The sequence below is a fragment of the Burkholderia sp. AU45274 genome, from assembly GCF_030482505.1.
Classification (GTDB): Bacteria; Pseudomonadota; Gammaproteobacteria; order Burkholderiales; family Burkholderiaceae; genus Burkholderia.
The window spans coordinates 661,332-687,465 of sequence record NZ_JAUJQE010000004.1 but is presented as its reverse complement, the minus strand read 5'-3'; the positions used below and the strand labels follow the sequence as shown (position 1 = coordinate 687,465).

21 protein-coding genes are annotated in these 26,134 nt (G+C 67.8%); 12 read left to right on the top strand and 9 right to left on the bottom strand.

Annotated elements, in window-relative coordinates:
• A partial coding sequence (locus QZM35_RS18990) for an electron transfer flavoprotein-ubiquinone oxidoreductase (RefSeq protein ID WP_301776614.1) occupies nucleotides 1–776 on the top strand: 776 nt, incomplete at its 5' end.
• 136 nt (nucleotides 777–912) lie between these two features.
• On the opposite strand, the gene aroC is transcribed toward QZM35_RS18990, so the two are convergent.
• From aroC to QZM35_RS18975, 3 genes are all read right to left on the bottom strand, one after another.
• Nucleotides 913–2,013, bottom strand: a complete 1,101-nt coding sequence (gene aroC / locus QZM35_RS18985; protein WP_089425194.1) for a chorismate synthase — start codon at nucleotides 2,011–2,013, stop codon at nucleotides 913–915.
• A 262-nt stretch (nucleotides 2,014–2,275) separates the two neighbouring features.
• The gene (locus QZM35_RS18980; RefSeq protein ID WP_089430980.1) at nucleotides 2,276–4,210 is read right to left on the bottom strand and encodes an MFS transporter; all 1,935 of its coding nucleotides are present in this window, start codon (nucleotides 4,208–4,210) and stop codon (nucleotides 2,276–2,278) included.
• Between the two features lie 139 nt (nucleotides 4,211–4,349).
• Nucleotides 4,350–4,805, bottom strand: a complete 456-nt coding sequence (locus tag QZM35_RS18975) for a CBS domain-containing protein (protein ID WP_006755543.1) — start codon at nucleotides 4,803–4,805, stop codon at nucleotides 4,350–4,352.
• A gap of 158 nt (nucleotides 4,806–4,963) precedes the next feature.
• Here QZM35_RS18975 and QZM35_RS18970 point away from each other — a divergent pair, with 158 nt between their 5' ends.
• Nucleotides 4,964–5,281, top strand: a complete 318-nt coding sequence (locus tag QZM35_RS18970; protein WP_039347312.1) for an Mpo1-like protein — start codon at nucleotides 4,964–4,966, stop codon at nucleotides 5,279–5,281.
• Between the two features lie 18 nt (nucleotides 5,282–5,299).
• Here the strand turns inward: QZM35_RS18970 and QZM35_RS18965 are convergent, their stop codons facing one another.
• Nucleotides 5,300–6,631, bottom strand: coding sequence for a YihY family inner membrane protein (locus QZM35_RS18965; RefSeq protein ID WP_089425192.1), 1,332 nt, complete (start codon nucleotides 6,629–6,631; stop codon nucleotides 5,300–5,302).
• A gap of 145 nt (nucleotides 6,632–6,776) precedes the next feature.
• Between QZM35_RS18965 and wrbA the strand changes: the two genes are divergently transcribed.
• Genes wrbA through QZM35_RS18945 form a run of 4 tightly spaced genes read left to right on the top strand, consistent with a single transcriptional unit; the run spans nucleotide 6,777 to nucleotide 10,082 of the window.
• Nucleotides 6,777–7,397, top strand: coding sequence for an NAD(P)H:quinone oxidoreductase (wrbA, locus tag QZM35_RS18960; protein ID WP_089425191.1), 621 nt, complete (start codon nucleotides 6,777–6,779; stop codon nucleotides 7,395–7,397).
• Entirely contained in the window at nucleotides 7,394–7,786 is a 393-nt protein-coding gene (locus tag QZM35_RS18955; protein ID WP_089425190.1) for a DUF2069 domain-containing protein, read from the top strand. Before wrbA ends, QZM35_RS18955 begins: the two co-directional genes overlap by 4 nt.
• 18 nt (nucleotides 7,787–7,804) lie before the next feature.
• A complete protein-coding gene (locus QZM35_RS18950) occupies nucleotides 7,805–9,226 on the top strand; it encodes an FAD-binding oxidoreductase (protein ID WP_027787719.1) in 1,422 nt (473 codons plus the stop codon).
• Between the two features lie 25 nt (nucleotides 9,227–9,251).
• Nucleotides 9,252–10,082 carry a metallophosphoesterase gene (locus QZM35_RS18945; RefSeq protein ID WP_301776613.1) on the top strand — a complete coding sequence of 277 codons (831 nt, stop codon included), beginning with the start codon at nucleotides 9,252–9,254 and terminating at the stop codon, nucleotides 10,080–10,082.
• A 59-nt stretch (nucleotides 10,083–10,141) separates the two neighbouring features.
• Here QZM35_RS18945 and QZM35_RS18940 read toward each other — a convergent pair whose 3' ends face one another.
• On the bottom strand, nucleotides 10,142–10,294 hold the full coding sequence (locus QZM35_RS18940) for a hypothetical protein (RefSeq protein WP_163008969.1): 153 nt from the start codon (nucleotides 10,292–10,294) through the stop codon (nucleotides 10,142–10,144).
• A 117-nt stretch (nucleotides 10,295–10,411) separates the two neighbouring features.
• The gene (locus tag QZM35_RS18935) at nucleotides 10,412–11,353 is read right to left on the bottom strand and encodes a LysR family transcriptional regulator (RefSeq protein ID WP_089425187.1); all 942 of its coding nucleotides are present in this window, start codon (nucleotides 11,351–11,353) and stop codon (nucleotides 10,412–10,414) included.
• A 157-nt stretch (nucleotides 11,354–11,510) separates the two neighbouring features.
• On the opposite strand from QZM35_RS18935, the gene QZM35_RS18930 reads away from it, so the two are divergent.
• From QZM35_RS18930 to QZM35_RS18915, 4 genes are read left to right on the top strand one after another with little or no spacing between them, the layout of a single operon-like run.
• Nucleotides 11,511–13,118: an efflux transporter outer membrane subunit gene (locus tag QZM35_RS18930; protein WP_301776612.1), complete on the top strand. Its 1,608-nt coding sequence runs from the start codon at nucleotides 11,511–11,513 to the stop codon at nucleotides 13,116–13,118.
• Between the two features lie 14 nt (nucleotides 13,119–13,132).
• Nucleotides 13,133–15,334 (top strand): FUSC family protein, encoded by a 2,202-nt coding sequence (locus QZM35_RS18925; protein ID WP_301776611.1) that lies wholly within the window; start codon nucleotides 13,133–13,135, stop codon nucleotides 15,332–15,334.
• Complete coding sequence (locus QZM35_RS18920) at nucleotides 15,331–15,534, top strand: DUF1656 domain-containing protein (RefSeq protein ID WP_011351756.1); 204 nt, start codon at nucleotides 15,331–15,333, stop codon at nucleotides 15,532–15,534. The genes QZM35_RS18925 and QZM35_RS18920 overlap by 4 nt, the downstream gene beginning before the upstream one ends.
• Nucleotides 15,535–15,546: 12 nt before the next feature.
• Nucleotides 15,547–16,422: an HlyD family secretion protein gene (locus tag QZM35_RS18915; protein WP_301776610.1), complete on the top strand. Its 876-nt coding sequence runs from the start codon at nucleotides 15,547–15,549 to the stop codon at nucleotides 16,420–16,422.
• A gap of 21 nt (nucleotides 16,423–16,443) precedes the next feature.
• Here the strand turns inward: QZM35_RS18915 and QZM35_RS18910 are convergent, their stop codons facing one another.
• The gene (locus tag QZM35_RS18910; RefSeq protein ID WP_301776609.1) at nucleotides 16,444–18,117 is read right to left on the bottom strand and encodes a methyl-accepting chemotaxis protein; all 1,674 of its coding nucleotides are present in this window, start codon (nucleotides 18,115–18,117) and stop codon (nucleotides 16,444–16,446) included.
• A 408-nt stretch (nucleotides 18,118–18,525) separates the two neighbouring features.
• Here QZM35_RS18910 and QZM35_RS18905 point away from each other — a divergent pair, with 408 nt between their 5' ends.
• Entirely contained in the window at nucleotides 18,526–19,764 is a 1,239-nt protein-coding gene (locus QZM35_RS18905; RefSeq protein WP_089425183.1) for an MFS transporter, read from the top strand.
• Between the two features lie 74 nt (nucleotides 19,765–19,838).
• On the opposite strand, the gene QZM35_RS18900 is transcribed toward QZM35_RS18905, so the two are convergent.
• Nucleotides 19,839–20,636 carry a 5'-methylthioadenosine/adenosylhomocysteine nucleosidase gene (locus tag QZM35_RS18900; RefSeq protein WP_301776608.1) on the bottom strand — a complete coding sequence of 266 codons (798 nt, stop codon included), beginning with the start codon at nucleotides 20,634–20,636 and terminating at the stop codon, nucleotides 19,839–19,841.
• Nucleotides 20,633–22,996 carry a UvrD-helicase domain-containing protein gene (locus QZM35_RS18895; RefSeq protein WP_089425181.1) on the bottom strand — a complete coding sequence of 788 codons (2,364 nt, stop codon included), beginning with the start codon at nucleotides 22,994–22,996 and terminating at the stop codon, nucleotides 20,633–20,635. Before QZM35_RS18895 ends, QZM35_RS18900 begins: the two co-directional genes overlap by 4 nt.
• A 213-nt stretch (nucleotides 22,997–23,209) precedes the next feature.
• Between QZM35_RS18895 and QZM35_RS18890 the strand changes: the two genes are divergently transcribed.
• The gene (locus tag QZM35_RS18890; protein WP_301776607.1) at nucleotides 23,210–26,077 is read left to right on the top strand and encodes a valine--tRNA ligase; all 2,868 of its coding nucleotides are present in this window, start codon (nucleotides 23,210–23,212) and stop codon (nucleotides 26,075–26,077) included.
• Nucleotides 26,078–26,134 lie beyond the last annotated feature (57 nt).

Here is a 26,134-nt window from a genome sequence, read left to right as displayed (position 1 = left end):
TCCTGGAAGGCGGCAAGCGCGTGTCGTACGGCGCGCGGGCGATCACGGCCGGCGGGCTGCTGTCGCTGCCGAAGACGGTGTTCCCGGGCGGCGCGCTGATCGGCGACGACGCGGGCTTCCTGAACGCGTCGCGGATCAAGGGCAGCCACGCGGCGATCAAGACCGGCATGCTGGCGGCCGACGCCGCGTTCGACGCGGTGCAGGCCGGCCGCCAGTCGGACGAGCTCAACGCATACCCGGACGCCTTCAAGCAGTCGTGGCTGTACACGGAGCTGTACCGCGCGCGCAACTTCAAGCAGTGGATGGCGAAGGGCCTGTACCTCGGCACGCTGATGGTCGGGCTGGAGCAGAAGGTGATGGGCGGCAACGTGCCGTGGACGCTGCATCACAAGCATGCGGACCACGAGATGCTGAAGCCGGCATCGCAATGCCAGCCGATCGAGTATCCGAAGCCGGACGGCAAGCTGACGTTCGATCGCCTCTCGTCGGTGTTCATCTCGAACACGAACCACGAGGAGAACCAGCCGGCGCACCTGACGCTGAAGGATGCGAACGTGCCGGTGAACGTGAACCTGCGCACGTACGCGGGGCCGGAGGGGCGCTTCTGCCCGGCGGCCGTGTATGAGTTCGTGAAGAACGACGACGGCAGCGACCGCCTGGTGATCAACGCGCAGAACTGCGTGCACTGCAAGACCTGCGACATCAAGGACCCGACGCAGAACATCGTGTGGGTCACGCCGGAAGGCGGCGGCGGGCCGAATTACCCGAACATGTAATTGCCGGAATGCGCCGCCACGCGCGGCGCGCTTTTTGGGTTGCCGCAAACGAAACGGGGCGCTGCTTGATGCAGCGCCCCGTTTTGCATGCTCCGCGCAACTGGCGGCGAGACGCGCTGCGCCCCGCCCGCTCGCGTCAGGTCGCGCTGCCCGCGATCTTCGGCGTCGGCGTCTCTACATCGCCGCACTGCGCGCGATGGCGCAGTGCATGGTCGATCAGCACCAGCGCGAGCATCGACTCGGCGATCGGCGTCGCGCGAATGCCGACACACGGATCGTGACGGCCGAACGTTTCCACCGTCGCTTCCTCGCCGGCCTTCGTAATCGAACGACGCGGCGTGCGGATGCTCGACGTCGGCTTGATCGCGATCGACACGGTGATGTCCTGCCCCGTCGAAATCCCGCCGAGCACGCCGCCCGCATGGTTGCCGACGAAACCGCCCGGCGTCAGCTCGTCGCCGTGCACCGAGCCGCGCTGCGCGACGCTGTCGAAGCCCGCGCCGATCTCGACGCCCTTCACCGCGTTGATGCTCATCATCGCCTTTGCGATGTCCGCATCGAGACGATCGAACACCGGCTCACCCCAGCCGACCGGCACGCCCGATGCGACGACGTCGATGCGCGCGCCGATCGAATCACCATCCTTGCGCAGCGCATCCATGTACGCCTCGAGCTCCGGCACGACGGCCGCATTCGGCGAGAAGAACGGATTCTCGTGCACGTGCGACCAGTCGACGAACGGCACGTCGATCTCCCCGAGGCCGCTCATGTAGCCGCGCACCTCGACGCCGAAGCGCTCGCGCAGCCACTTCTTCGCGACCGCACCCGCGCCGACGATCGGCGCGGTCAGGCGCGCGGACGAACGGCCGCCGCCGCGATAGTCGCGGATGCCGTATTTCTGCCAGTAGGTATAGTCGGCGTGGCCGGGGCGGAACGTCTCGACGATGTTGCCGTAGTCCTTGCTGCGCTGGTCGGTGTTGCGGATCAGCAGCGCGATCGGCGTACCGGTCGTCACGCCTTCGAACACGCCCGACAGGATCTCGACCTCGTCGGCCTCCTGCCGCTGCGTCACGTGGCGCGACGTGCCGGGCTTGCGGCGATCGAGTTCGACCTGGATGTCGGCTTCGGTCAGCCCCATTCCCGGCGGGCAGCCGTCGATCACGCAGCCGATCGCGGGACCGTGCGATTCGCCGAAGGTCGTGACAGTGAAAAGCGTGCCGAGGGTATTGCCGGACATGATGGAACCGCCCAAAGAGAAATGGACAAACCGATGCGCTGCCCAGGCCGCAGGCAGGTCGATCGTTTGCCGGTCGAGAAAAGAGGTAAGCCGCTATTATGCCAGCCGTCCCGGGCACGCGGGCCGTGTGAACCGTTCGGACCATACCGGCCTAGCACGGGAACGGCCCGGGCGACGATTGCGGACCCGCGCCGTTCCGGTCGAACAGGCCCGTTCACGGCGGCCATGACGGCCCGGGGCGGCGCCGCCGGGCCCGCCCCGCCTACTTCCGCGCGCCGCGCAGTTCGGTGACTGCCGCCTGAAGCGCTTCGGGTGTCGCGACCGACGCCGGGATCGGCTCGCCGACCGCCAGCGTCAGCCGGCTCATCACGCCGCGCTTGATGGGCCGCGGCATCCGCGCATCTGAATGCCGCGAAAAATAGCTGCCCCACAGCCCGCGCAGCGCCATCGGGATCACCGGTGCCGGCGTGCGGCCCAGGATCTCCGTAATGCCGTGGTGGAACGTGTTGATGTCGCCCGTCTTCGTCAGCTTGCCTTCCGGGAAGATGCACACGAGTTCGCCTTCCTTCAGCGCGGCCTCGCATGCGTCGTACGCACGCGCGAGCATCGCGGGATCCTCGTGGCGCGGCGCGATCGGGATCGCCTTCGCATGCCGGAACACCCAGCTCGCGAAGCGCGTCTTGAAGATCCGGTGGTCCATCACGAAACGGATCGGGCGCGGGCTCGCGGCGGCCAGCACGAGCGCATCGACATAACTGACGTGGTTGCACACGAGCACGGCCGCCCCTTCCGCCGGAATCCGCTCCGCGTGCACGAGGCGAATCCGGTAGAACGTATGCACGAGCACCCATGCGACGAAGCGCAGCAGGAACTCGGGCACGAGCAGATAGATATACGCGGCGACGATCACGTTCAGCAGCGCGGTGACGAGGAACAGCCCCGGGATGTCGACGCCGGCCTTGGTCAGCCCCATCGCCATCACGGCCGACAGGATCATGAACAGCGCGTTCAGGATGTTGTTCGCGGCGATGATCCGCGCACGGTGCGTCGGGGCGCTGCGGCTCTGGATCAGCGCGTACAGCGGCACGCTGTAGAAGCCGCCGAACATCGCGAGCAGGAACAGGTCCGCCAGGATGCGCCAGTGGCGCGCGCCGGCCAGGAACTCGCCGACCGACAGCAGATGGCCGGGCGACGGCAGCGCATGGCTCGCGAAATACAGCTCGATCGCGAACACGCTGATGCCGATCGAGCCGAGCGGCACGAGACCGATCTCGACGCGCCGCTGCGACAGGCGCTCGCACAGCAGCGAGCCGAGGCCGATACCGACCGAGAACGTCGCGAGCAGGATCGTGACGACGTCGGGGCTGGCGGACAGCACGTCCTTCGCGAAATTGAAGAACGACGTGAGGAACGTCGCGCCGACGAACCACAGCCACGAGATGCCGAGCAGGCTCAGGAACACGGTGCGGTTCTGCCGGGCGAGCCCGAGGTTGCGCCAGGTCTCGCTGACCGGATTCCAGTTGATCACGAGATCGGGCTGCGGCGCCGGCGTGGACGGCACGCGCTGCGCGACGAACCGCCCCGCGAGCGCGATGACGACGACGCTCACCGCGAGCACGCGCTCGCCGTTGCCTTCGATGCCCGCGGCCGCGCCGCCGATGATCGTGCCGATCAGGATCGCGATGAACGTGCCCATCTCGACGAGGCCGTTGCCGCCGACCAGCTCGTGCTCGCCGAGATGCTGCGGCAGGTACGAATACTTGACGGGCCCGAACAGCGTCGAGTGCATCCCCATCATGAACGTGCACAGATACAGCAGCGGCGCGCTGTGCGTGACGAAACCGGCCGCGCCGACCAGCATCAGCACGATCTCGAAGGTCTTCACGAAACGCGTGAGGGTCGCCTTGTCGTACTTGTCGGCGATCTGGCCGGACGTCGCCGAGAACAGCACGAACGGCAAGATGAAGATCGCGGAAATCAGGAAGGCCGCCGTCTTCGCATCGACGCCGGAGAACCGCGCGGTGTGATAGGTGACGAGCGACGTGAAGCCGATCTTGAAGACGTTGTCGTTCAGCGCGCCGAGGAACTGGGTCGTGAAGAACGGCGCGAAACGGCGCTCGCGCAGCAGGTCGAACTGCGACGCGTGCGCGCGCCGTTCGTCACGCCGCCTGGAAGTGGCTTGCGTTTGATCGCTCATGCGGAATACGCGCGCGCCGTCTGGGCAGCGCTGCGCGGGCCTCGTGTGGTCATTGAAAAAAAGGCGGCGCAGGACCCACCTGCGCCGCCGCGTGCCGGGTAGCGGCGCCCGCGCATGACGGCGACGGGCGCGGCATGGTTCACGACTTGTGCGCTTCGGCTTCCGATTCCGGCCAGTCGCGGATGTATGCCTTCAGCATCCGGTTCTCGAAGCTCTGCGCCTCGACGACCGTCTTCGCGACGTCGTAGAACGAAATGACGCCCATCAGCACCTTCTTGTCGAGCACCGGCATGTAGCGCGCATGGCGCTCGAGCATCATCCGGCGCACTTCGTTGACGTCCGTTTCCGGCGTGCACGTGAGCGGCTCGTCCATCACCTTGCGCACCTGCACGTCGCCGATCGCGCCGCCGTTCACGTGCAGACGCAGGATGATCTCGCGGAACGTCAGCATCCCGACGAGATCGCCGTACTCCATCACGACGAGCGAACCGATGTCGTGTTCGGCCATCGTATCGACCGCTTCGCGCAGCGGCTTATCGGGCGTCACCGTAAACAGCGTGTTGCCCTTCACTTTCAGAATATCGCTGACGCGCATCGTAGTCCCCTCATGCTTGAATGCAAAACCTCGTTCGATCGTATCGGAAAGCCTGTCAAAAGGAAAGCGCGGGCCCGCCGCGGCGGGCCGCCCCCGCTTGCGGAAGCGGACTGCCGGCAGCACAATGGCCCCATGAACAGCGGCCGGAGGAGACGTCCATGGCGCATACGCATTCGGAGCAATTCGCCAGCTTCGCCGATTTCTACCCGTATTACCTGAATGAACACCAGAACCGGACGTCGCGGCGGCTGCACTTCATCGGCTCGCTCGGCGTGATCGGCTGCGTCGCGATGGCGATCGCGACCGGCGACTGGCTGTGGCTGCCGGCAGCGATCGTCTGCGGCTACGGATTCGCGTGGGTCGGACACTTCTTCTTCGAGAAGAACCGCCCGGCCACGTTCCGGCACCCGATCTACAGCCTGATGGGCGACTGGGTGATGTTCAAGGATATCTGTACGGGCAAGATTCCGTTATGACGCGGCCGGGCGCCGCGCTTACGCGGGGCGCGGCGGCCGCGCGTGCGGATCGGGCACGGCGCCCGGCGCCTGCCCCGGCATCGCCGTCGGCTGCGCACCCGCGAGCCGGTGCGCGGCGATCAGCGTCGCGAGCGACACGTCGAAGCGGTCGCTCGACAGCACCGCGAGCAACGCAGCGCCATCCACGTGGCTGCGGCGCCGCTGCAGCTGGTAGGTGAGTTCCGTGCGGTCGATCACCAGCACGTCGAACAGCTGCGCAAGCGTCAGCTGCTCCGGGTTCGCGAGCAGGATGTAGCGCGGCGTGGTCTCGCCGCCGCCGTCGAGCCGCGCAATCCATTCCCGCTCCTCCATCGTCGTCAGCAGGCGCTGCGCGGTTTCCATGTCGCAGCGCAACATGGTCGCGAGCCGCAGCGCCGTGTAGCCGCGCTTGCCGGCCGTGCGCGCCTCGGCCAGCCGCGCGAGCATTTCCAGCGCGTCGAGCAGGTCGCTGCCCGGGTAGTGGATGCGGTGGAACTGGCCGACGCGGATCGCCGGCAGCGCGGACGCCACCATCGCGCCGAGCAACGCGATGAACCAGCTCAGGTACACCCACAACAGGAACACGGGCAGCGCCGCGAACGCGCCATAGACGGCCGTGTAGGTCGGAATGCGCCGCACGTAATAGCCGAAGCCGCGCTTCGCGAGCTCGAACGCGACGGCCGCGAACAGCCCGCCGATCACCGCGTCGCGCCATGCAACCGTGCAGTTCGGCAGGTACACGTACAGCAGCGTGAACGCGAGCACCGTCAACGGCAGCGAGACGAGCGCGAGCAGCCACTCGACGATCGACGTGGACGGCGCGGCGCCCGTAAACGCCAGCGACTGCGTGAACAGGTACGACGAGATCGACAGGCTCACGCCGAACAGCAACGGGCCGAGCGTGATCAGCGCCCAGTACGCGAGCACGCGCTGCGCGAACGGCCGCGGCTTGCGCACCCGCCAGATCAGGTTGAACGCCGATTCGATCGTCATCATCGTCATCACCGACGTGACGACGAGCACGATCAGGCCGGCCGTCGTCAGCCCTTTCGCCTTCGACGCGAACTGGTTCAGGTACTTGAAGATCTGGACGTTGAACTGCGCGGGCATCAGGTGATCCGCGAGGAACCCCTGCAGCGAGATCTGGAACGACGCGAACATCGGGAACGCGGTGAACAGCGCGAACGCGACCGTCACGAGCGGCACGAGCGCCAGCATCGTCGTGAACGTGAGGCTGCCCGCCACTTGCGGGATGCGATCCTCGGCGCTGCGCCGGGCCGCGAACTGCGCGAGGCGCTTGATGGTGTCGAGATCGACGCTCAACTTCGGCAAACGACTTCTCCTTCTTGATGCCGCGCGCCCGACGGCGCGCCGCCGTCGCGCTGCGCGACGGCTTCAGCCCCTATAATAGCCGCTCGATTCCAGCAGGGGCCGACTGCACCGGGCACGCGCGCGGCCGCACGCGGCTCCGTCGCCCATGAAAGACATCCTCGTCCTCTATTACAGCCGCCACGGCGCCACGCGCGATCTCGCGCTCGCGATCGCGAACGGCATCGACAGCGTGCCGGGCATGCAGGCCCGCATCCGCACCGTGCCGCCCGTGTCGGCCGTCTGCGAAGCCACCGCCCCCGACATCCCCGCCGACGGCCCGCCGTACGCGGAACTGCGGGATCTCGAGGAGTGCGCGGGCCTCGCGCTCGGCTCGCCGACCCGCTTCGGCAACATGGCCGCCTCGCTCAAGTATTTCCTCGACGGCACCACACCGCAATGGCTGTCGGGCGCACTGACCGGCAAGCCGGCCTGCGTGTTCACGTCGACGGGCAGCCTGCACGGCGGCCAGGAATCGACGTTGCTGTCGATGATGCTGCCGCTGCTCCATCACGGGATGATGATCGTCGGGATCCCGTACACGGAATCCGCGCTCACCACGACGCGCACCGGTGGTACGCCGTACGGCGCATCGCACGTCGCGCAGCACGATCGCTCGGCAGCCGCCGGGCTGTCGGCAGACGAAAAGGCGCTCGCGGCCGCGCTCGGCGTGCGGCTCGCGCGCGCGGCGGCCGCCCTGTCCAGCGCCCAGGCCGCCGAGACCGCATGAACGCCCCCGCCCGCCCCGCCGTCGCGGCCCGGCCGCGCCACGCGCTGGTCGCCACCGCGTGCCTCGTCGCACTGATCGCGCTGTCGCTCGCGTGGGAGCTGTGGCTCGCGCCGCTGCGCCCGGGCGGCTCCGCGCTGATGCTCAAGGCGATCCCGCTCGCGCTCGCGCTGCCCGGCGTCTGGCGGCGTAACATCTATACGATGCAGTGGGCGAGCATGCTGATACTCGTCTATTTCGCCGAAGGCGTCGTGCGCGGCATGTCCGATCGCGGGCTGTCCGCGACGCTCGGCTGGTGCGAGACCGCGCTCGCCGTCGTCTTCTTCGTGGCGGCGCTGGCGTACGTCGCGCCGTTCAAGCGCGCGGCGAAAAAGTCGCGCGCCGCGTCCTGACCCTTACGCGACAAGGTGATGATGTCCTCCGAAGCTTTCGTTTCCGCGTGCCGTGACGCGATCGGCGCCGATCATGTGCTGACCGACCCGCACGATACCGAACCGTTCCTGACCGACTGGCGCCGCCGCTACAAGGGTGCCGCATGCGCGGTGCTGAAGCCCGCGAACACCGCCGAAGTCGCCGCGCTCGTCAAGCTGGCCAACGCACACGGCATCGCGCTCGTGCCGCAAGGCGGCAACACGGGCCTGGCCGGCGGCGCCACGCCCGACGCGAGCGGCAGCCAGGCCGTGCTGAGCGTCGCGCGCCTGAACCGCGTGCGCGCGCTCGACCCGCACAACAACACGATCACCGTCGAAGCCGGTGTGATCCTCGCCGACGTGCAGGCGCGCGCCCGCGAAGGCGGCCGGCTGTTCGCGCTGAGCCTCGCGGCGGAAGGCAGCTGCACGATCGGCGGCAACCTGTCGACCAACGCGGGCGGCACCGCGGTGCTGCGCTACGGCAACGCGCGCGAGCTGTGTCTCGGGCTCGAGGTCGTGACGCCGCAAGGTGAAATCTGGGACGGCCTGCGCGGGCTGCGCAAGGACAATACGGGCTACGACCTGCGCGACCTGTTCATCGGCGCGGAAGGCACGCTCGGGATCATCACGGCGGCCGTGATGAAGCTGCATCCGCTGCCGGCCGCGCAGGTCACCGCCCTCGCCGCGCTCGAATCGCCGCACGCGGCGCTCGATTTCCTCGCCCTCGCGCAGCGCGCGGCCGGGCCGCTGCTGACCGGCTTCGAGCTGATGTCGGACTTCTGCATGCAGCTCGTCGGCAAGCACTACCCGCAGCTGCGCTACCCGTTCGCGCAGACGCATGCGCAGACGGTGCTGCTCGAACTGTCCGACAACGAAAGCGAAGCGCATGCGCGCGCGCTGTTCGAGAAACTGATGGAAGAAGCGTTCGAGGCCGGGCTCGTGGTCGACGCGGTGGTCGCGGAGAATCTCGCGCAGTCGCGCGCGTTCTGGGATCTGCGTGAACACATCCCGCTCGCGCAGGCCGACGAGGGGCTCAACATCAAGCACGACATCGCGGTGCCGATTTCGTCGATCGCGCGCTTCATCGACGAGACCGACGCGGCGATCCAGCAAGCCGCGCCGGGCGCGCGGATGGTCACGTTCGGTCACCTCGGCGACGGCAATCTCCACTACAACGTGCAGATGCCCGAAGGCGGCGACCCGAAAGCGTTCCTGGCCGCGTTCCAGGCGCCGATCAACCGGATCGTCTACGACAACGTGCATCGCCACCACGGCACGATCAGCGCGGAGCACGGCATCGGCCAGTTGAAGATCGACGACGCGCAGCGTTACAAGTCGCCGGTCGAAACGACGCTGATGCGCACGCTGAAGACCGCGCTCGATCCGCGCGGCCTGATGAATCCCGGCAAGGTCCTGCGCTGAAGCCGTCCACTCCGGAGCCCCACCCGTGAAAGTCCGCGTCCTGTCCGACCTGCATCTCGAAAGCAACCTGCCCGACGCGATCCCGCATGCCGACGCGGATCTCGTCGTGCTCGCCGGCGACATCCACAATCACGCGGAAGGCCTGCGCTGGGCCGCCGAAACGTTCGATTCCGCGGTGCCGGTGATCTACGTGCCGGGCAACCACGAGTACTACGACGGAGAATTCGGCGCGCTGGAGTCGGCAATGCGCGATGCGGCGCAGGCGCTCGACAACGTGCATTACCTGAACAACGACGTCTACGTCGATCCCGGGCAGCGCTACCGCGTGCTCGGCACGACGCTCTGGGCCGATTTTTCGCTGTTCGGCGCCGACGAAGCCAGCCTTGCCGGTTCGATCGAGGCCGGGCAGCGCGTGATGCTCGATTTCAAGGGATTGATCCAGGTGACCTGGCCGCACGATGCGGCGCTGCATGCGACGCCGGGCACGCCGGAGCGGGATTTCTCGCCGGCGGACGCGATCGCGCTGCATCGACGCAGCCGCGCGTGGCTCGAAGCGCAGCTCGCCACACCGTTCGCGGGCCAGACGATCGTCGTGACCCACCATGCGCCGCACCGGCGCTCGCTGGCGGAGCGCTATGCGGAAGATCTTGCGTCGGCGGGATTCGTAACGGACATGGCGGAGCTCGTGCAGCCGCCGGTCAATCTGTGGCTCCACGGCCACACGCATACGTCATTCGACTATGTGGCGGACGGCGGCACGCGCGTGGTGTGCAATCCGCGCGGCTACATCCACAGGCGCACCGGCGAACTGGAAAATACCGCGTTCGCATGGGACAAGGTCGTCGAGCTCGGCTGAACGCCGGCCCGCGCGGCCGCGTTGCGCGGCCTTTTTCAACCCGGAGCGTGACGGCCGGATCAGCGGCCGGGGCGACGTTGCTCGCGCACCCGCACCGGCACCGGCTTCATCTGCGCCTTCGCCTTCATCGCGCGCAGCAGGTCGCGGGTCGCCGCGGCGGCCGCGGCCGCGCCCAGCAGGACTCCAAGGCCGATCATCAGGTGCGTATCCATTGCTACTCCGGGGTTGCGTATCTCGTTAATTCCCACAGTATCAAACTGTCTGACACGCGTTCGTAAAAAAATGTTGCGTGAAGGACAAATCTCGTCAGATCGCGGTCAACCGCGCTGTCATGTCGCACGCGTGTACTGCTCGAGCGCGGCTTCGTCGGCGGCGAGCGTGGCCGGCAGTTCGTCGCGCAGGAAATCGACCCAGGTGCGAATTTTCGCGTCGAGGTACTGGCGCGACGGATACAGCGCGTAGATGTTCATCACGTGCGACCGGTACTCAGGCATCACGCGCACGATGTGCCCGCTGCGCAGCCAGCCGATCGCCGAATAGAGCGGCAGACCGCCGATCCCCATCCCTTCCCGCACGGCCACCGCGAGCGCCTCGGCGACGTTCACGCGAAACGGCGGCGCCGTGACCGGCACGACCTCGTCGCCGTTCGGCCCCGATAGCGCCCATTCGTCGAAGTGAAAGCCCGGCGCGATCATCCCGAGGCACACATGCTGCGCGAGGTCGGCCGGCCGCTGCGGCACGCCGTGCGACTCGACATACCCGGGCGATGCGCACACGACGCTGTAGCTCACACCGAGCCGCTGCGACACGAGCCCCGAATCGGGCAGGTCGCGGCCGACGACGATCGCGACGTCATACCCCTCGTCGAGCAAATCGGGCATCCGCTGCGCAAGGGTCAGCTCGACGTGCACGTCCGGGTAGCGCTCGCGATAGCGCGCGATGGCCGGCACCAGGTAGTGCTGGCCGAGGCTCGTGAAGCAATGCACCTTCAGCTTGCCCGACGGGCGCGCATGCGCGTCGCCCGCCTCGGCTTCGGCCTGGTCGACATACGCGAGGATCTCTTCGCAGCGCTGCAGGTAGCGCTCGCCGGCTTCGGTCAGCGCGATCCGGCGCGTCGTGCGGTTCAGGAGACGCGTGCGCAGGTGCGCCTCGAGGTCCGAGACCGCGCGCGACGCGTAGGCGGTAGTCGAATTCATCTGCTGGGCGGCCGCGGTAAAACTTCCCGCGTCGACCACGCGGACGAACACCCGCATGTTTTGTAACGTATCCATCCCATTACCCGTTTGAATCCGGACGGATTGTTGCACAGAGGCGAACAAGTATTGTCTCAGGATTCGTAAAAATGACTTGCACCCTTGTCCATTTATTCAGGAATCACTGAAAAATATAATCGCATCCGACTCATCTATATCCGAAAGGGAGAAAATCGTGCAGTCTCCGGCGACAAAAGGGACGCTCGCACTGGCGGTTCTTGCAGTCTCATTAATAATGGCCGGATGCGCGAGCATGGGCGACAACAAGCCGCAGTCGGCCCGCATCGAGGCGAACGCGCTCGATGCCGGCGCTGCGATCCGCGCGGCCGACCGTGACGCGGGCTGGCCCGCGGCCGACTGGTGGCGCGCCTACCGCGATCCGCAACTCGACGCCTGGATCGCCAACGCCCAGGCCGGCAACCCGACGCTCGCGGCCGCCGAGGCACGGGTACGCGAAGCGCAGGCGATGGCGCGCGTGGCCCGCTCGGCCGAGCTGCCGCAGATCAACGGCAACCTGTCGCTGATGCGCCAGCACTGGCCGGACAACGTGTACTACGGCCCCGGCCCGCTCGCGAACACCGATACCTGGAACAACACCGGCACGCTCGGCCTGTCGTACCACCTCGACCTGTGGGGCAAGGACAAGAACGCGACCGAGCGCGCGCTCGACACCGCGCATGCAACCGCCGCCGACGCGCGGGCGGCCAAGCTCGAGCTCGAAGTCAACGTCGTGCGCGCGTACGTCGGCATGTCGATGAACTACGCGTTGCTCGACCTCGCGCACGAAACGTTCGAACGCCAGCGCTCGCTCGCCGATCTGGCGCGCAAGCGGCTGCAGGCCGGCCTCGGCACTCAGCTCGAAGTGAGCCAGGCGGAATCGACGCTGCCCGATTATGAGCGCCAGATCGACAGCTATGAGGAAGCGATCCAGCTCGCACGGCATCAGCTCGCCGCGCTGGCCGGCAAGGGCCCCGGCGCGGGCGATGCGATCAAGCGGCCGCAGCTGTCGCTCGACGCACCGGCCGGCCTGCCGTCGGCGATGCCGGCCGACCTGCTCGGCCGCCGCCCCGACGTCGTCGCGGCGCGCTGGACGGTCGACGCGCAGGCGCGCGGCATCGATGTCGCGAAGGCGTCGTTCTACCCGAACATCGACCTGCTCGCGACGGTCGGCGGCTTCGGCGTGACCGCGCCGTTCACCGACTTCCTGCGCGCGATGAACGGCGGCTGGACGGCCGGCCCCGCGCTGTCGCTGCCGATCTTCGAAGGCGGCAGGCTGCGGGCGCAGCTCGGCGCCGCGAATGCCGGCTACGACCAGGCGGTCGAGCGCTACAACCAGACGATCGTCGGCGCGCTCAAGGACATCGCCGACCAGGTCGTGCGGATTCGTTCGCTCGATACGCAGAAGAAGGACGCCGCACGCTCGGTGGCCGCCAACGACCGCAGCTACCAGCTGTCGCGCGAAGGCTTCCGCCGCGGGCTGACCGACTACGTGAACGTGCTGGTCGCGCAGCAGCAGTTGCTGCGTGCGCAGGAAACGGCCGCCCGCATCGATGCGGAACGCCTCGCCGCGCACGCGCAGTTGATGGCCGCGCTCGGCGGTGGGGTCGAGACGGGTACGGACGTTCGGGGCGGCCATCCGCAGGGCGGCCATCCGTCGCACGACGAATCCGCCGCGGGCGCAGCCGCGCCTGCCGCCGCGTCGGGCGCGAAGCCCGTGGCAGCCGTCGCCCGGCCCGAGCAGGTGGCCGCCGCCGGTGCGTCCGGCGTGCCGGCCGCACGGTAACGCGGAGCGACGCCATGTCAGCCTCCTCCCCCGCTTCCACACCCGCCGGCGGCCCGTTCGCGGCCTGGACCGCCGCGTTCGGCGACTGGGCCCGCACCGACGGCGCCGCGTGGCTCTACCTGTTCAAGGCGCTGCTCGCGACCTTCATCGCGCTCGGTGTGTCGATGCGGCTCGACCTGCCGGCACCGAAGACGGCGATGACGACCGTCTTCATCGTGATGCAGCCGCAAAGCGGCGCCGTGCTCGCGAAGAGCTTCTACCGGGTCGCCGGCACGATCTTCGGGCTCATCGCGACGCTCACGTTCGTCGGGCTGTTCCCGCAGCAGCCGCAGCTGTTCCTGCTGGCGATCGCCATCTGGATCGCGCTGTGCACCGCCGGCGCGGCACGCAACCGCAACTTCCGCAGCTACGGCTTCCTGCTCGCCGGCTATACGACCGCGCTGATCGGCCTGCCCGCGTCGCAGCACCCGGACGGCGCATTCATGAGCGCGATGACGCGCGTCTCGGAAGTCATCATCGGGATCGTGTCGGCCGGCGTGGTCAGCGCGCTCGTGTTTCCGCAATACACCGGCGAGCAGATGCGCACGACGGTGCGCAAGCGCTTCGGCAGCTTCGTCGACTACGTCGCGTCGGCACTGTCGGGCCAGCTCGACCGCGCGCACATCGAGACGATCCACACGCGCTTCGTCGCCGACGTGGTCGGCTTCGAGGCCGCGCGCAGCATGGCCGTGTTCGAGAATCCGGACACGCGCATGCGCAGCGGCCGGCTCGCGCGGCTGAACAGCGAGTTCATGAGCGCATCGAGCCGCTTTCACGCGCTGCATCAGTTGATGAACCGGCTGCACGCGGCCGGTGCGCAGGCCGCGATCGATGCGATCGAGCCGTATTTCCGCGAAATCGCGCCGCTGCTCACGCGCCATGGCGAACCCGTGCGCACGTCGATCGACGCCGCGCACTCGGCCGAGCAACTGCTCGCGTGGCGCGACGCGCTGCCGCGCCGCATCCGCGCGACGCGCGCGGAGCTCGAAACGCAGCCCGGCTTCCCGCTGCTCGACTTCGACACGGCCGCCGAGCTGCTGTACCGCTTCATCACCGACCTGCAGGAATACGCGGCGACCTATGCGTCGCTCGCGACCGCGACGCACGAGCGCGAACGCTGGATCGAGCGCTACGAGCCGCGCACCAACCGGACGGCCGCCACGATCGCGGGAATCCGCACCGCGACGGTGATTCTCGCGCTGGGCTGGTTCTGGATCGAGACCGCGTGGCCGAGCGGCGTGATGCTGGTGCTGAACGCCGCGGCGACCTGCGCGCTCGCGTCGTCGGCACCGCGCCCGACCGCGATGGCCGCGCAGATGGGGATGGGCACGGCGCTGGCCGTTTGCACCGGCTTCCTGCTGATGTTCGGCATCTACCCGCGGATCGACGGCTTCTGGCTGCTGTGCGCGGCGCTCGCGCCGTTGCTCGCGATCGGCATCTACATGACGCTGAAGCCGAAGCTCGCGGGCTACGGGATGGGTTACCTGATCTTCTTCTGCTTCCTCGCCGGCCCCGACAGCATCACGCACTACGATCCGATGAGCTTCATGAACGACGCGCTCGCGCTGCTGCTGTCGATGCTGGTATCGGCGATCGCGTTCGCCGTGCTGTTCCCGCCGACCGCGCCGTGGCTCAAGAAGCGCCTGCTCGCCGACCTGCGTCACCAGGCCGTCGCGGCCTGCCATGCGCGGCTCGCCGGTTTGCGCACGCGCTTCGAGAGCGGCGCGCGCGACCTGATGTACCAGGCGCACACGCTGTCGGCCGACCAGCCCGACGTGCAGCGTGACGCGCTGCGCTGGATGTTCGCGGTGCTCGAAACCGGCAACGCGGCCATCGACCTGCGCCACGAGCTGGCCACGCTGCCGTCCGATCCGCGCTATGCGCCGACGACGCCGTGGCGACGCGCGATCGAGACGATGCGCACCGCGCTGTCGTCGCTGTTCGCCCGGCCGGACGCCGAACGCTTCGACGCCACGCTCGCCGCGGTCAACGATGCGATCGATGCGACCCGGCAAACGCTCGACGCGTTCACGCCGACGCGTGAGGAACGCCACCGGCTGCAGCGGATCCTGAGCCACCTGCATTTCGTGCGCACGGCGCTGCTCGATCCCGAATCGCCGCTCGCCGCGCTCAACCGCAACCGCCCCGTGCGTCCCCAACCAGGAGCCTCGTCATGATGCCGCGTGAAATCGCCATTCTCGATGCCTACATGCCCACGGTGGTGCTGATGTTCGTCCTCGGCGCGCTCGCGACCTGGGCCGTCGACCGCCTGCTCGCCTACACGGGCCTCTACCGACTCGTCTGGCACCCGTCGCTGTTCCGGGCCTGCCTTCTCGTCTGCATTTGCGGCGGACTGAGTCTTGCCGTTTACCGTTGATTCCGAACCATCATGATTCTCAGAAAACTCTTCGGCTTCGTCGCGACCGCCGTCATCCTTCTCGTCGCGATCCTGATCGGGCGCTCGCTGTGGGTGCACTACATGGACGATCCGTGGACGCGCGACGGGCGCGTGCGCGCCGAGATCGTCAACGTCGCGCCGGACGTGTCGGGCGCGATCGTCGAGCTGCCCGTGCATGACAACCAGCTCGTCAAGAAAGGCGACCTGATCATGCAGATCGACCCGTCGCACTACCAGATCGCGGTCGAGCAGGCGCAGGCGGCCGTCGCCGCCCGCCGCGCGGAACTGCAGATGCGCCGCGACGACGCGGCGCGCCGCGCGGATCTCGATGCGCTCGTCGTGTCGAAGGAAAACCGCGAGAACGCCGCGCACAGCGCGTCGAGCGCCGATGCGCAGTACCAGCAGGCGATCGCCGCACTCGATGCCGCGAAACTCAACCTCGAGCGCACGCGCGTCGTCGCGCCGGTCGACGGCTACATCACGAACCTGCAGACCTTCAAGGGCAACTATGCGGTGGCCGGCCAGGCGAAGCTCGCGATCGTCGACAGCCATTCGTTCTGGGTCTACGGCTACTTCGAGGAAACCAAGCTGCCGCGCGTGAAGATCGGCGCGCCGGCCGAGATGCGGTTGATGAGCGGCGGCGTGATGAAAGGCCACGTCGAAAGCATCTCGCGCGGCATCTACGATCGCGACAACCCGCAGAGCCGCGATCTCGTCGCGGACGTGAACCCGACCTTCAACTGGGTGCGGCTCGCGCAGCGCGTGCCGGTGCGCATCAAGATCGACGACGTGCCGGCCGACGTGGTGCTGTCGGCGGGCACGACCTGCACGGTCATCATCGATCCGGACAAGCAGAAGAAGACGTAAGCGCCGGATGGCCGGCGGCGCTTACGCGGCGATGCGGAAACGCCCGACCAGCGACTTCAGCGCCTGCGCCTGCTCGTCGAGCGCATTCGCGGCCGCGGCCGCCTGTTCGACGAGCGCCGCGTTCTGCTGCGTGCCGGCATCCATCTGCGTGACCGCACGGCCGATCTCCTCGATGCCGGCGCTCTGCTCGTCGGATGCCGCCGAAATCTCGCCGATGATGTCGGTCACGCGCTTCACCGCGCGCACGACATCGCCCATCGTGCGGCCCGCATCGTGCGCGAGCGTCGCGCCGTTCGCGACGCGTTCGACCGATGCACCGATCAGCTCGCGGATCTCCTTCGCCGCGGTCGCCGAGCGCTGCGCGAGCAACCGCACCTCGCCCGCGACCACCGAAAAACCACGCCCCTGTTCGCCCGCGCGTGCAGCCTCGACCGCCGCATTCAACGCGAGAATGTTGGTCTGGAACGCGATCCCCTCGATCGTGCCGATGATGTCGCGGATGTTCTTCGCGCTGTCGTCGATCTCGCTCATCGTCGCCACCACACGCCCGACGACTTCCCCGCCCGTCTCCGCGACCGCCGACGCATTGGCCGCGAGCGCGCTCGCCTGCCGCGCGTTCTCGGCGTTCTGGCGTACGGTCGACGTGAGCTGCTCCATGCTGGCCGCGGTGCGTTCGAGCGCGACGGCCTGCTGCTCGGTACGCTTCGACAGGTCGAGGTTGCCGGTGGAGATCTCGCCCGACGCCGCCGCGATCGCCTCGGCGCTGACGGCGATCTCGCCGACGGTCGCCGCGAGCCCGGTCTGCATCTCGGCCAGCGCACGCACCATGCTGTCGCGGTCGTGCCGGCCCAGCGTGATCGGGCGCGTCAGGTCGCCGCGCGCGATGTCCGCGGCGATTGCCTTCGCGTGCGCGGGCTCGCCGCCGAGCTGCGACGCGAGACGGCGCACGACGCGCTCGGCGATCACGATCGCGAGCACGATCAGCGCAACCGTCATCGCCGCGATCATCGCGAACGACGACGAGAAAATGGTGGCGGACGCATCGAGCGTCGCCTTCGACTTCGCGCCGCGCATCTTCACGAGTTCGGCGACGAGTTTCTCGAGCTTGCCGGTTTCGACCAGCAGCGACACGTCCTGCGTGCCGACCTGCCAGTTCATCTGCGACAGGTCGAGCGGCTGCGCACGCACGAGTTCGACGAAATCGCGCAGATGCGCGCTCCAGGTGCCGACCGCCGTCGAGAACGCGTGCAGCCGCGCCGAATCGTCGGCGTCGGCCGGATCCGCGTAGCGCTGCAGCGTGCCGAGCGCCTGGCCGATCGACGCGAGCCCCGCACCCACGTCGGCGCCCAGTTCGTCGCGCTCCTTCGCGGTGGTCGCGGTCAGCAGCATCTTCTGGGCACGGCTCGCGCGCAGCACTTCGGCCCGAACCTCCGCGGCCGCGCGGCTCGCGACGTGGCCCTGCTCGTAGACCGACGCGATCGACGCATTCAGCCGGCTGATCTGCCAGAGCGAAAACATGCCGATCGCCAGCGTGCCGGCGAGCAGGATCGCGAAGGCGGCGCGCAACGTCGCCTTGACGGTCCACGGCCGGCGCTCGCGACGCGCCACGCGCAGGCGCCGTGCGGCGCGGCCGGCGGCAACGTCGGGGGCGGCGGCGGCCGCACCCGGCTGTGGATGCAAAGATGCTGCTTTCATCGAACTATCCCCGTATTGATCACGCGGCCGGAAAGGTCGGTCCCGGCATTCCCGCGATGGCTGGCCTTGCCGCGCGTCCTGCGCCCGCACCGGCGGATAGCCGGTGCCGGGCGCGGCGCGCCTGTTGTCATTGGGTCGTTCTACGGCCGCCACCGCCGTTTCTTGAGTCCGGGAAACCACGCACCGGCCCCGGGCGCGCCCTCCCATGACGGGCAGGCGCGCCGCCAGCGTTATACCCGGTCAAAAAAACGCGCACCTGACGATCCATCAGATGAATGTCCGATTCACGATAAAAGTTGTCCGGACATTCTCGATACGCCACATTACACTTCTTTGACGCAGCAACGAATCAAGACGCGCCAATCCCCAGCAGAGCGCGCCCGCCACCTCAACTCGTTCAGCTCTCACATGGAAACCAGCCTCGACACCGGCTCCGCCGGCGCAGCCGCCGCCCAGCCATCCACGCCCCCCGTCGCCCGCACCGTGTACCCGGTGCTCGGCGCGATCAGCTTCTCGCACATGCTCAACGACATGATCCAGTCGTTGATCCTCGCGATCTATCCGATGCTCAAGAGCCAGTTCGCGCTGTCGTTCGCGCAGATCGGCCTGATCACGCTCACCTACCAGATCACCGCGTCGCTGCTGCAGCCGCTCATCGGCCTCTATACCGACAAGCGTCCGAAGCCATATTCACTGCCGGTCGGCATGGGCTTCACGCTCGCGGGGCTGCTGCTGATGTCGGTCGCGCCGAATTTCCCGATGCTGCTGGTGGCCGCCGCGCTCGTCGGCTGCGGCTCGTCGGTATTCCATCCCGAATCGTCGCGTGTCGCGCGGATGGCGTCGGGCGGCCAGCACGGGCTCGCGCAGTCGGTGTTCCAGGTCGGCGGCAATGCGGGTTCCGCGCTCGGGCCGCTGCTGGCCGCGCTCGTGATCATTCCTCACGGCCAGCACAGCATCGCGTGGTTCTCGGCGGCCGCGCTCGTCGCGATGATCGTGCTCACGCAGATCGGCCACTGGTACAAGAAGCATCCGTCGATGAAGAAGAAGGCCGCGGCGGCCGGCCACCCGACGCTGTCGCGCGGCCGCGTGCTGGGCGCGATCGGCGTGCTGGTGCTGCTCGTGTTCTCGAAGTACTTCTACCTCGCGAGCATCAACAGCTATTTCACGTTCTACCTGATCGACAAGTTCCACCTGTCGGTGCAGGCCGCGCAGATCCACCTGTTCGTGTTCCTCGCGGCCGTGGCGGCCGGCACGCTGATCGGCGGGCCGGTGGGCGACCGGATCGGCCGCAAGTACGTGATCTGGGTGTCGATCCTCGGCGTCGCGCCGTTCACGATGCTGCTGCCGTACGCAAACCTGTTCTGGACCAGCGTACTGACCGTGATCATCGGCGTCGTGCTCGCGTCGGCGTTCGCCGCGATCCTCGTCTATGCGACGGAGCTGATGCCCGGCAAGGTCGGGATGGTCGCGGGCCTGTTCTTCGGCTTCGCGTTCGGTCTCGGCGGGGTCGGCGCGGCCGTGCTCGGCCAGCTCGCGGACGCGACGAGCATCCCGTTCGTCTACAAGGTGTGCTCGTTCCTGCCGCTGATCGGCGTGCTCACCGTGTTCCTGCCGAACCTCGAAAGCAGCCGGCGCAAGCAGGCGTGACGCACCGGCCGCGGCGTGCGCGCCGCGGCCGGTGGAACGGCTCGAAGGAAGGAATGAAGAAAACGGCGGCGGCTTCAGGCCGCCGTCGTCGCATGCAGCGTCAGGAAACGCTTGAGGATGCCCGACGAATAGCTGCTCGCGATCGCCGACAGGAAGTGCGAGAACAACTGCGTCGCATGATCATCGGCCGTATCGGAGATCGTGCGCACGAGCGCGAACGGCACGTCGTGCTCCGCGCACACCTGCGCGATCGCGGCGCCTTCCATCTCGACCGCGAGCGCATCCGGCAGCGCGTCGCGCAGCGCGACGACCTCGCGCTCGCTCGACACGAAACGATCGCCGCTGATGATGAGCCCCGCATGCAGCGTCGCACCGGCCAGGCCGAAGCGCGCGGCGAACTGCGCGCCCTCTTCCTCGACGAACTGCGTGCACGCCGCCCGCAGGCTGGCGCTCAGCGCCGCGTCGGTCGCGAAACGCGTGATGCCGAGCAGCGGCACCTCGTAGCGCGGAAAGAGCGGCGACGCATCGAGATCGTGCTGCAGCAGCGTGTCGGCCACGACGACATCGCCCACGCGCACCGTGCGCGACACGCCGCCCGCCACGCCGGTGAACACGACGCCCGCCACGCCGAACACGTGGATCAGCGCGCTGACCGTCGCGGCGGCCGCGACCTTGCCGACCCGTGCGAGCGTCACGACGCAGGCCGCGCCGTGCACGGTGCCGACGTGATAATCGCGACGGCCGAGCGTGACCGTCTTCATCGCGCCGTCGGCGCGCATCGCGGCGATCAGGTCGCCGAGTTCCTCGGGCAGCGCGGCCAGAATGCCGAGCGGGCGGGCCGCAGGCGTCACATCCAGGTCGATGCCCATCATTCCACCGCCTGCAGTTTCGCGACCGCGAGCGCGAGCCACTTCTCGCCGTGCCGCTTGAATTTCACCTGCGCCTTCGCATCGGTGCCGTTGCCCTCGAGCGCGGTGACCGTGCCTTCGCCGAACTTGGTGTGGAACACCTGCTGACCGACCCGGAAGCCGGCATCGGCGGCGCGCTGCTTGTCCGCGAACGCGGGCAGCGGCGCGGATACGGCCGGGTCGACGATCTGCTCGCGACTGCCGCCGCCCGGCCGCGCGAACCAGTCGCGCCCGTATCCGGCGTTGTCCGACCGGCCGCCCCAGCGCGAACCGGCCTCGACCTTCGGCGTCAGCCACTTCAACACGTGCTCGGGCAGTTCGTCGAAGAAGCGCGAGCGCACGTTGTAGCGCGTCTGGCCGTGCAGCATCCGGCTCTGCGCGAACGACAGGTAGAGCCGCTCCTTCGCACGCGTGATCGCGACGTACATCAGCCGGCGCTCTTCCTCGAGGCCGTCGGATTCGAGCACGCTGTTCTCGTGCGGGAACAGCCCTTCCTCGAGGCCCGTGATGAACACGGCCGAGAATTCGAGCCCCTTCGCCGCGTGCACCGTCATCAGCTGCACGGCGTCCTGCCCGGCCTGCGCCTGGTTGTCGCCGGCCTCCAGCGACGCATGCGACAGGAAGCCGGCGAGCGGCGTCATCGTGTCGGGATTCTGTGCCGGGTCGGCGGGCGATACCGGGTCGAGCACGTCGAGCGCCGGATCGTCCGTCGCGGTGCCGAGCTCGGGCGCCGCGATCGCGCCCGCGCGCAGCGGGATCGAACGGGCCGGCGTGTCGAGCCCGTAGCCTTCCTCGGCGATGAACGCGGTGGCCGCGTTCACGAGTTCCTGCAAGTTCTCGAGACGGTCCTGGCCTTCGCGCTCGCCCTGGTAGAAATCGGCGAGGCCGCTGGCGCGCACGATGTGCTCGACGGTGTCGGGCAGGTTCATGTGCTGCGTGTCGGCGCGCATCTTCGCGACCAGGTTCGCGAACCCGCCGAGGCTCGTGCCGGCCTTGCCCGTCACGTACGGGATCGCGGCGGCCATCGAGCAGCCGTACAGGCGCGCGGCGTCGGCCAGCTGCTCGATCGAGCGCGCGCCGATGCCGCGGGTCGGGAAGTTCACGACGCGCACGAACGCGGTGTCGTCGTTCGGGTTGTCGATCAGGCGCAGGTACGCGAGCGCATGCTTCACTTCCTGGCGCTCGAAGAAGCGCAGGCCGCCGTACACGCGGTACGGGATGCCCGACGACATCAGCGTGTGCTCGATCGAGCGCGACTGCGCGTTGCTGCGGTACAGGACGGCCACTTCGCTGCGCGCCATCCCGGTGTTGATCAGCGAGCGGATCTCCTCGACGATCCAGCCGGCTTCCTGCGAATCGGTGCTCGCTTCGTACACGCGCACGGGCTCGCCGTGGCCCGCATCGGTGCGCAGGTTCTTGCCGAGGCGGTGCGCGTTGTTCGAGATCAGCTGGTTCGCCGCGTCGAGGATGTTGCCGTGCGACCGGTAGTTCTGCTCGAGCTTGATCAGGTTGCGCACGCGGAATTCGTCTTCGAAGTCGCGCATGTTGCCGACGTTCGCGCCGCGGAACGCGTAGATCGACTGGTCGTCGTCGCCGACCGCGAAGATCGCGTTTTCGCCGCCCGCGAGCATCTTGAGCCACGCGTACTGCAGCTTGTTGGTGTCCTGGAACTCGTCGACGAGGATGTGCCGGAAGCGCGCCTGGTAGTGCGCGCGCAGCGGCGCGTTGTACGCGAGCAGTTCGTAGCAGCGCAGCAGCAGCTCGGGGAAATCGACGACGCCCTCGCGCTGGCACTGCTGGTCGTACGCCTGGTACAGCTCGACGAACTTGCGGTTGAAGTTGTCGGACGCATCGACCTTGTCGGGACGCAGCCCCTGCTCCTTCGCGTTGTTGATGAAGTACTGCACGTTCTTCGGCGGGTACTTTTCATCATCGACGTTCGCCGCCTTCATCAGCCGCTTGATCGCGGACAGCTGGTCGGCCGTATCGAGGATCTGGAAGGTCTGCGGCAGGCCGGCGTCACGCCAGTGCGTGCGCAGCATCCGGTTGCACAGGCCGTGGAACGTGCCGATCCACATCCCGCGCGTGTCGATCGGCATCATCGCCGACAGGCGCGCCATCATTTCGCGCGCGGCCTTGTTCGTGAAGGTCACGGCGAGCACGGTGGGCGGCGACGCGTAGCCCTGCTGGATCAGCCACGCGATGCGGGTGATCAGCACGCGGGTCTTGCCGCTGCCCGCCCCTGCGAGGATCAGCGCCGGTTCGTTCGGCAACGTGACGGCGGCGAGTTGTTCGGGGTTCAGATTGGCGAGCAGGTCGGGCATGGAGCGGCAGCGAACGGGCGAGAAAAATGCGGACCCGACATTATAAGTCGGCCGCGCGATGCCGTTCCCGATCCGTTCGGCGGCACGTCACGGGCGCGCTGCGGCGGCGTCCCGAGAGGCCTGCGCCGGCAAGGCGATGGCTGGTCGATGTGCATCCATTTATAATTGTCAGATTCGGCATCCAATTCACGCATTTTTCGGCAGATTTCCAACATGAGCGACAACACGCTTGCGAAGAGCTTCGAGCCCCACACCATCGAGTCCCAATGGGGGCCGGAGTGGGAAAAACGCGGCTACGCGGCCCCGGCCTTCGATCCGGCCCGCCCCGATTTCTCGATCCAGTTGCCGCCGCCGAACGTGACGGGCACGCTGCACATGGGCCACGCGTTCAACCAGACGATCATGGACGGCCTCACCCGCTACCACCGGATGCTCGGCGAGAACACGCTGTGGGTGCCCGGCACCGACCACGCGGGGATCGCAACCCAGATCGTCGTCGAGCGCCAGCTCGACGCGCAGGGTGTGTCGCGCCACGACCTCGGCCGCGAGAAGTTCGTCGAGCGCGTGTGGGAATGGAAGGAAAAATCGGGTTCGACGATCACCGGCCAGGTGCGCCGCCTCGGCGCATCGCCCGACTGGTCGCGCGAATACTTCACGATGGACGACAAGATGTCGGCCGCCGTGCGCGACGTGTTCGTCACGCTCTTCGAACAGGGCCTGATCTACCGCGGCAAGCGCCTCGTCAACTGGGATCCGGTGCTGCTGACCGCCGTGTCGGACCTCGAAGTCGTGAGCGAAGAGGAAAACGGCCACCTGTGGCACATCCGCTACCCGCTCGTCGACGGCTCGGGCTCGCTCACCGTCGCCACGACGCGCCCGGAAACGATGCTCGGCGACGTCGCGCTGATGGTCCACCCGGAAGACGAGCGCTACGCGCACCTGATCGGCAAGCTCGTCACGCTGCCGCTGACGGGCCGCGAGATCCCGGTGATCGCCGACGACTACGTCGACCGCGAGTTCGGCACGGGCGTCGTGAAGGTCACGCCCGCGCACGACTTCAACGACTACCAGGTCGGCCAGCGCCACAAGCTCGCGCCGATCGAGATCCTGACGCTCGACGCGAAGATCAACGACAACGGCCCCGAGCAGTATCGCGGCCTCGACCGCTTCGACGCGCGCAAGGCGATCGTCGCCGACCTCGACGCGGAAGGCTTCCTCGACTCGGTGAAACCGCACAAGCTGATGGTGCCGCGCGGCGACCGCACGGGCGTCGTGATCGAGCCGATGCTGACCGACCAGTGGTTCGTCGCGATGACGAAGCCGGCGCCGGAAGGCACGTTCAATCCGGGCAAGTCGATCACGGAAACGTCGCTCGACGTCGTGCGCAGCGGCCAGATCAAATTCGTCCCGGAAAACTGGACGACCACCTACTACCAGTGGCTCGAGAACATCCAGGACTGGTGCATCTCGCGCCAGCTGTGGTGGGGCCACCAGATTCCCGCGTGGTACGGCGAGAACGGCGAGGTGTTCGTCGCGCGCAACGAGGAAGAAGCGCGCGCGCAGGCTGCCGCGAAGGGTTACACGGGTGCGCTGAAGCGCGACGAAGACGTGCTCGACACGTGGTTCTCGTCGGCGCTCGTGCCGTTCTCGTCGCTCGGCTGGCCGAACGAAACGCCTGAACTGAAGCACTTCCTGCCGTCGTCGGTGCTCGTCACGGGCTTCGACATCATCTTCTTCTGGGTCGCCCGGATGGTGATGATGACCACGCACTTCACGGGCAAGGTGCCGTTCCACACCGTCTACGTGCACGGCCTCGTGCGCGACGCGGAAGGCCAGAAGATGTCGAAGAGCAAGGGCAACACGCTCGACCCGATCGACATCGTCGACGGCATCGACCTCGACACGCTGGTCGCGAAGCGCACGACGGGCCTGATGAACCCGAAGCAGGCCGCGACGATCGAGAAGAAGACGCGCAAGGAATTCCCGGACGGCATCGCCGCGTTCGGCACCGACGCGCTGCGCTTCACGATGGCGTCGATGGCGACGCTCGGCCGCAACGTGAACTTCGACCTCGCGCGCTGCGAAGGCTATCGCAACTTCTGCAACAAGCTGTGGAACGCCACGCGCTTCGTGCTGATGAACTGCGAAGGCCACGACTGCGGCAGCGACAAGCCGGAAGTCTGCGGCGCGGGCGATTGCGGCCCGGGCGGCTACCTCGACTTCTCGGCGGCCGACCGCTGGATCGTGTCGCTGCTGCAGCGCACGGAGGCCGACATCGCGAAGGGTTTCGCCGATTACCGCTTCGACAACATCGCCAGCGGCATTTACAAGTTCGTGTGGGACGAGTACTGCGACTGGTATCTCGAACTCGCGAAAGTGCAGATCCAGAACGGCACGCCGGAACAGCAGCGCGCGACGCGCCGCACGCTGCTGCGCGTGCTCGAGACGGTGCTGCGCCTCGCGCATCCGATCATCCCGTTCATCACCGAAGCGCTCTGGCAGAAGGTCGCGCCGCTGGCGGGCCGTTATCCGCAGGGCAAGGCCGAAGGCGAAGCGTCGCTGATGACGCAGGCATACCCGGTCGCGAACCTGCAGAAGATCGACGAGGTGTCCGAACAGTGGGCGGCCGACCTGAAGGCGATCGTCGACGCATGCCGCAACCTGCGCGGCGAGATGAGCCTGTCGCCGGCCACCAAGGTGCCGCTGCTCGCAGCCGGCGATGCCGAGCGCCTGCGCTCGTTCGCGCCGTACGTTCAGGCCCTCGCGCGCCTGTCGGACGTGCAGATCCTCGCGGACGAAGCGACGCTCGACAAGGAAGCGCACGGCGCGCCGATCGCGATCGTCGGGCCGAACAAGCTGGTGCTGAAGGTCGAGATCGACGTCGCGGCCGAACGCGAGCGCCTGTCGAAGGAAATCACGCGCCTGACGAACGAGATCACGAAGTGCAATGCGAAGCTCGGCAACGAGGCATTCGTCGCGAAAGCGCCGCCGGCCGTGGTCGAACAGGAGCAGAAGCGCGTCGCGGAATTCCAGAGCACGCTCGACAAACTGCGCGCTCAGCTCGATCGGTTGCCTGCGTAACAAAGGGTAAGGTCGTTTGCGTTCACTATAATGGGGACGTGAACATAGACCATCTGA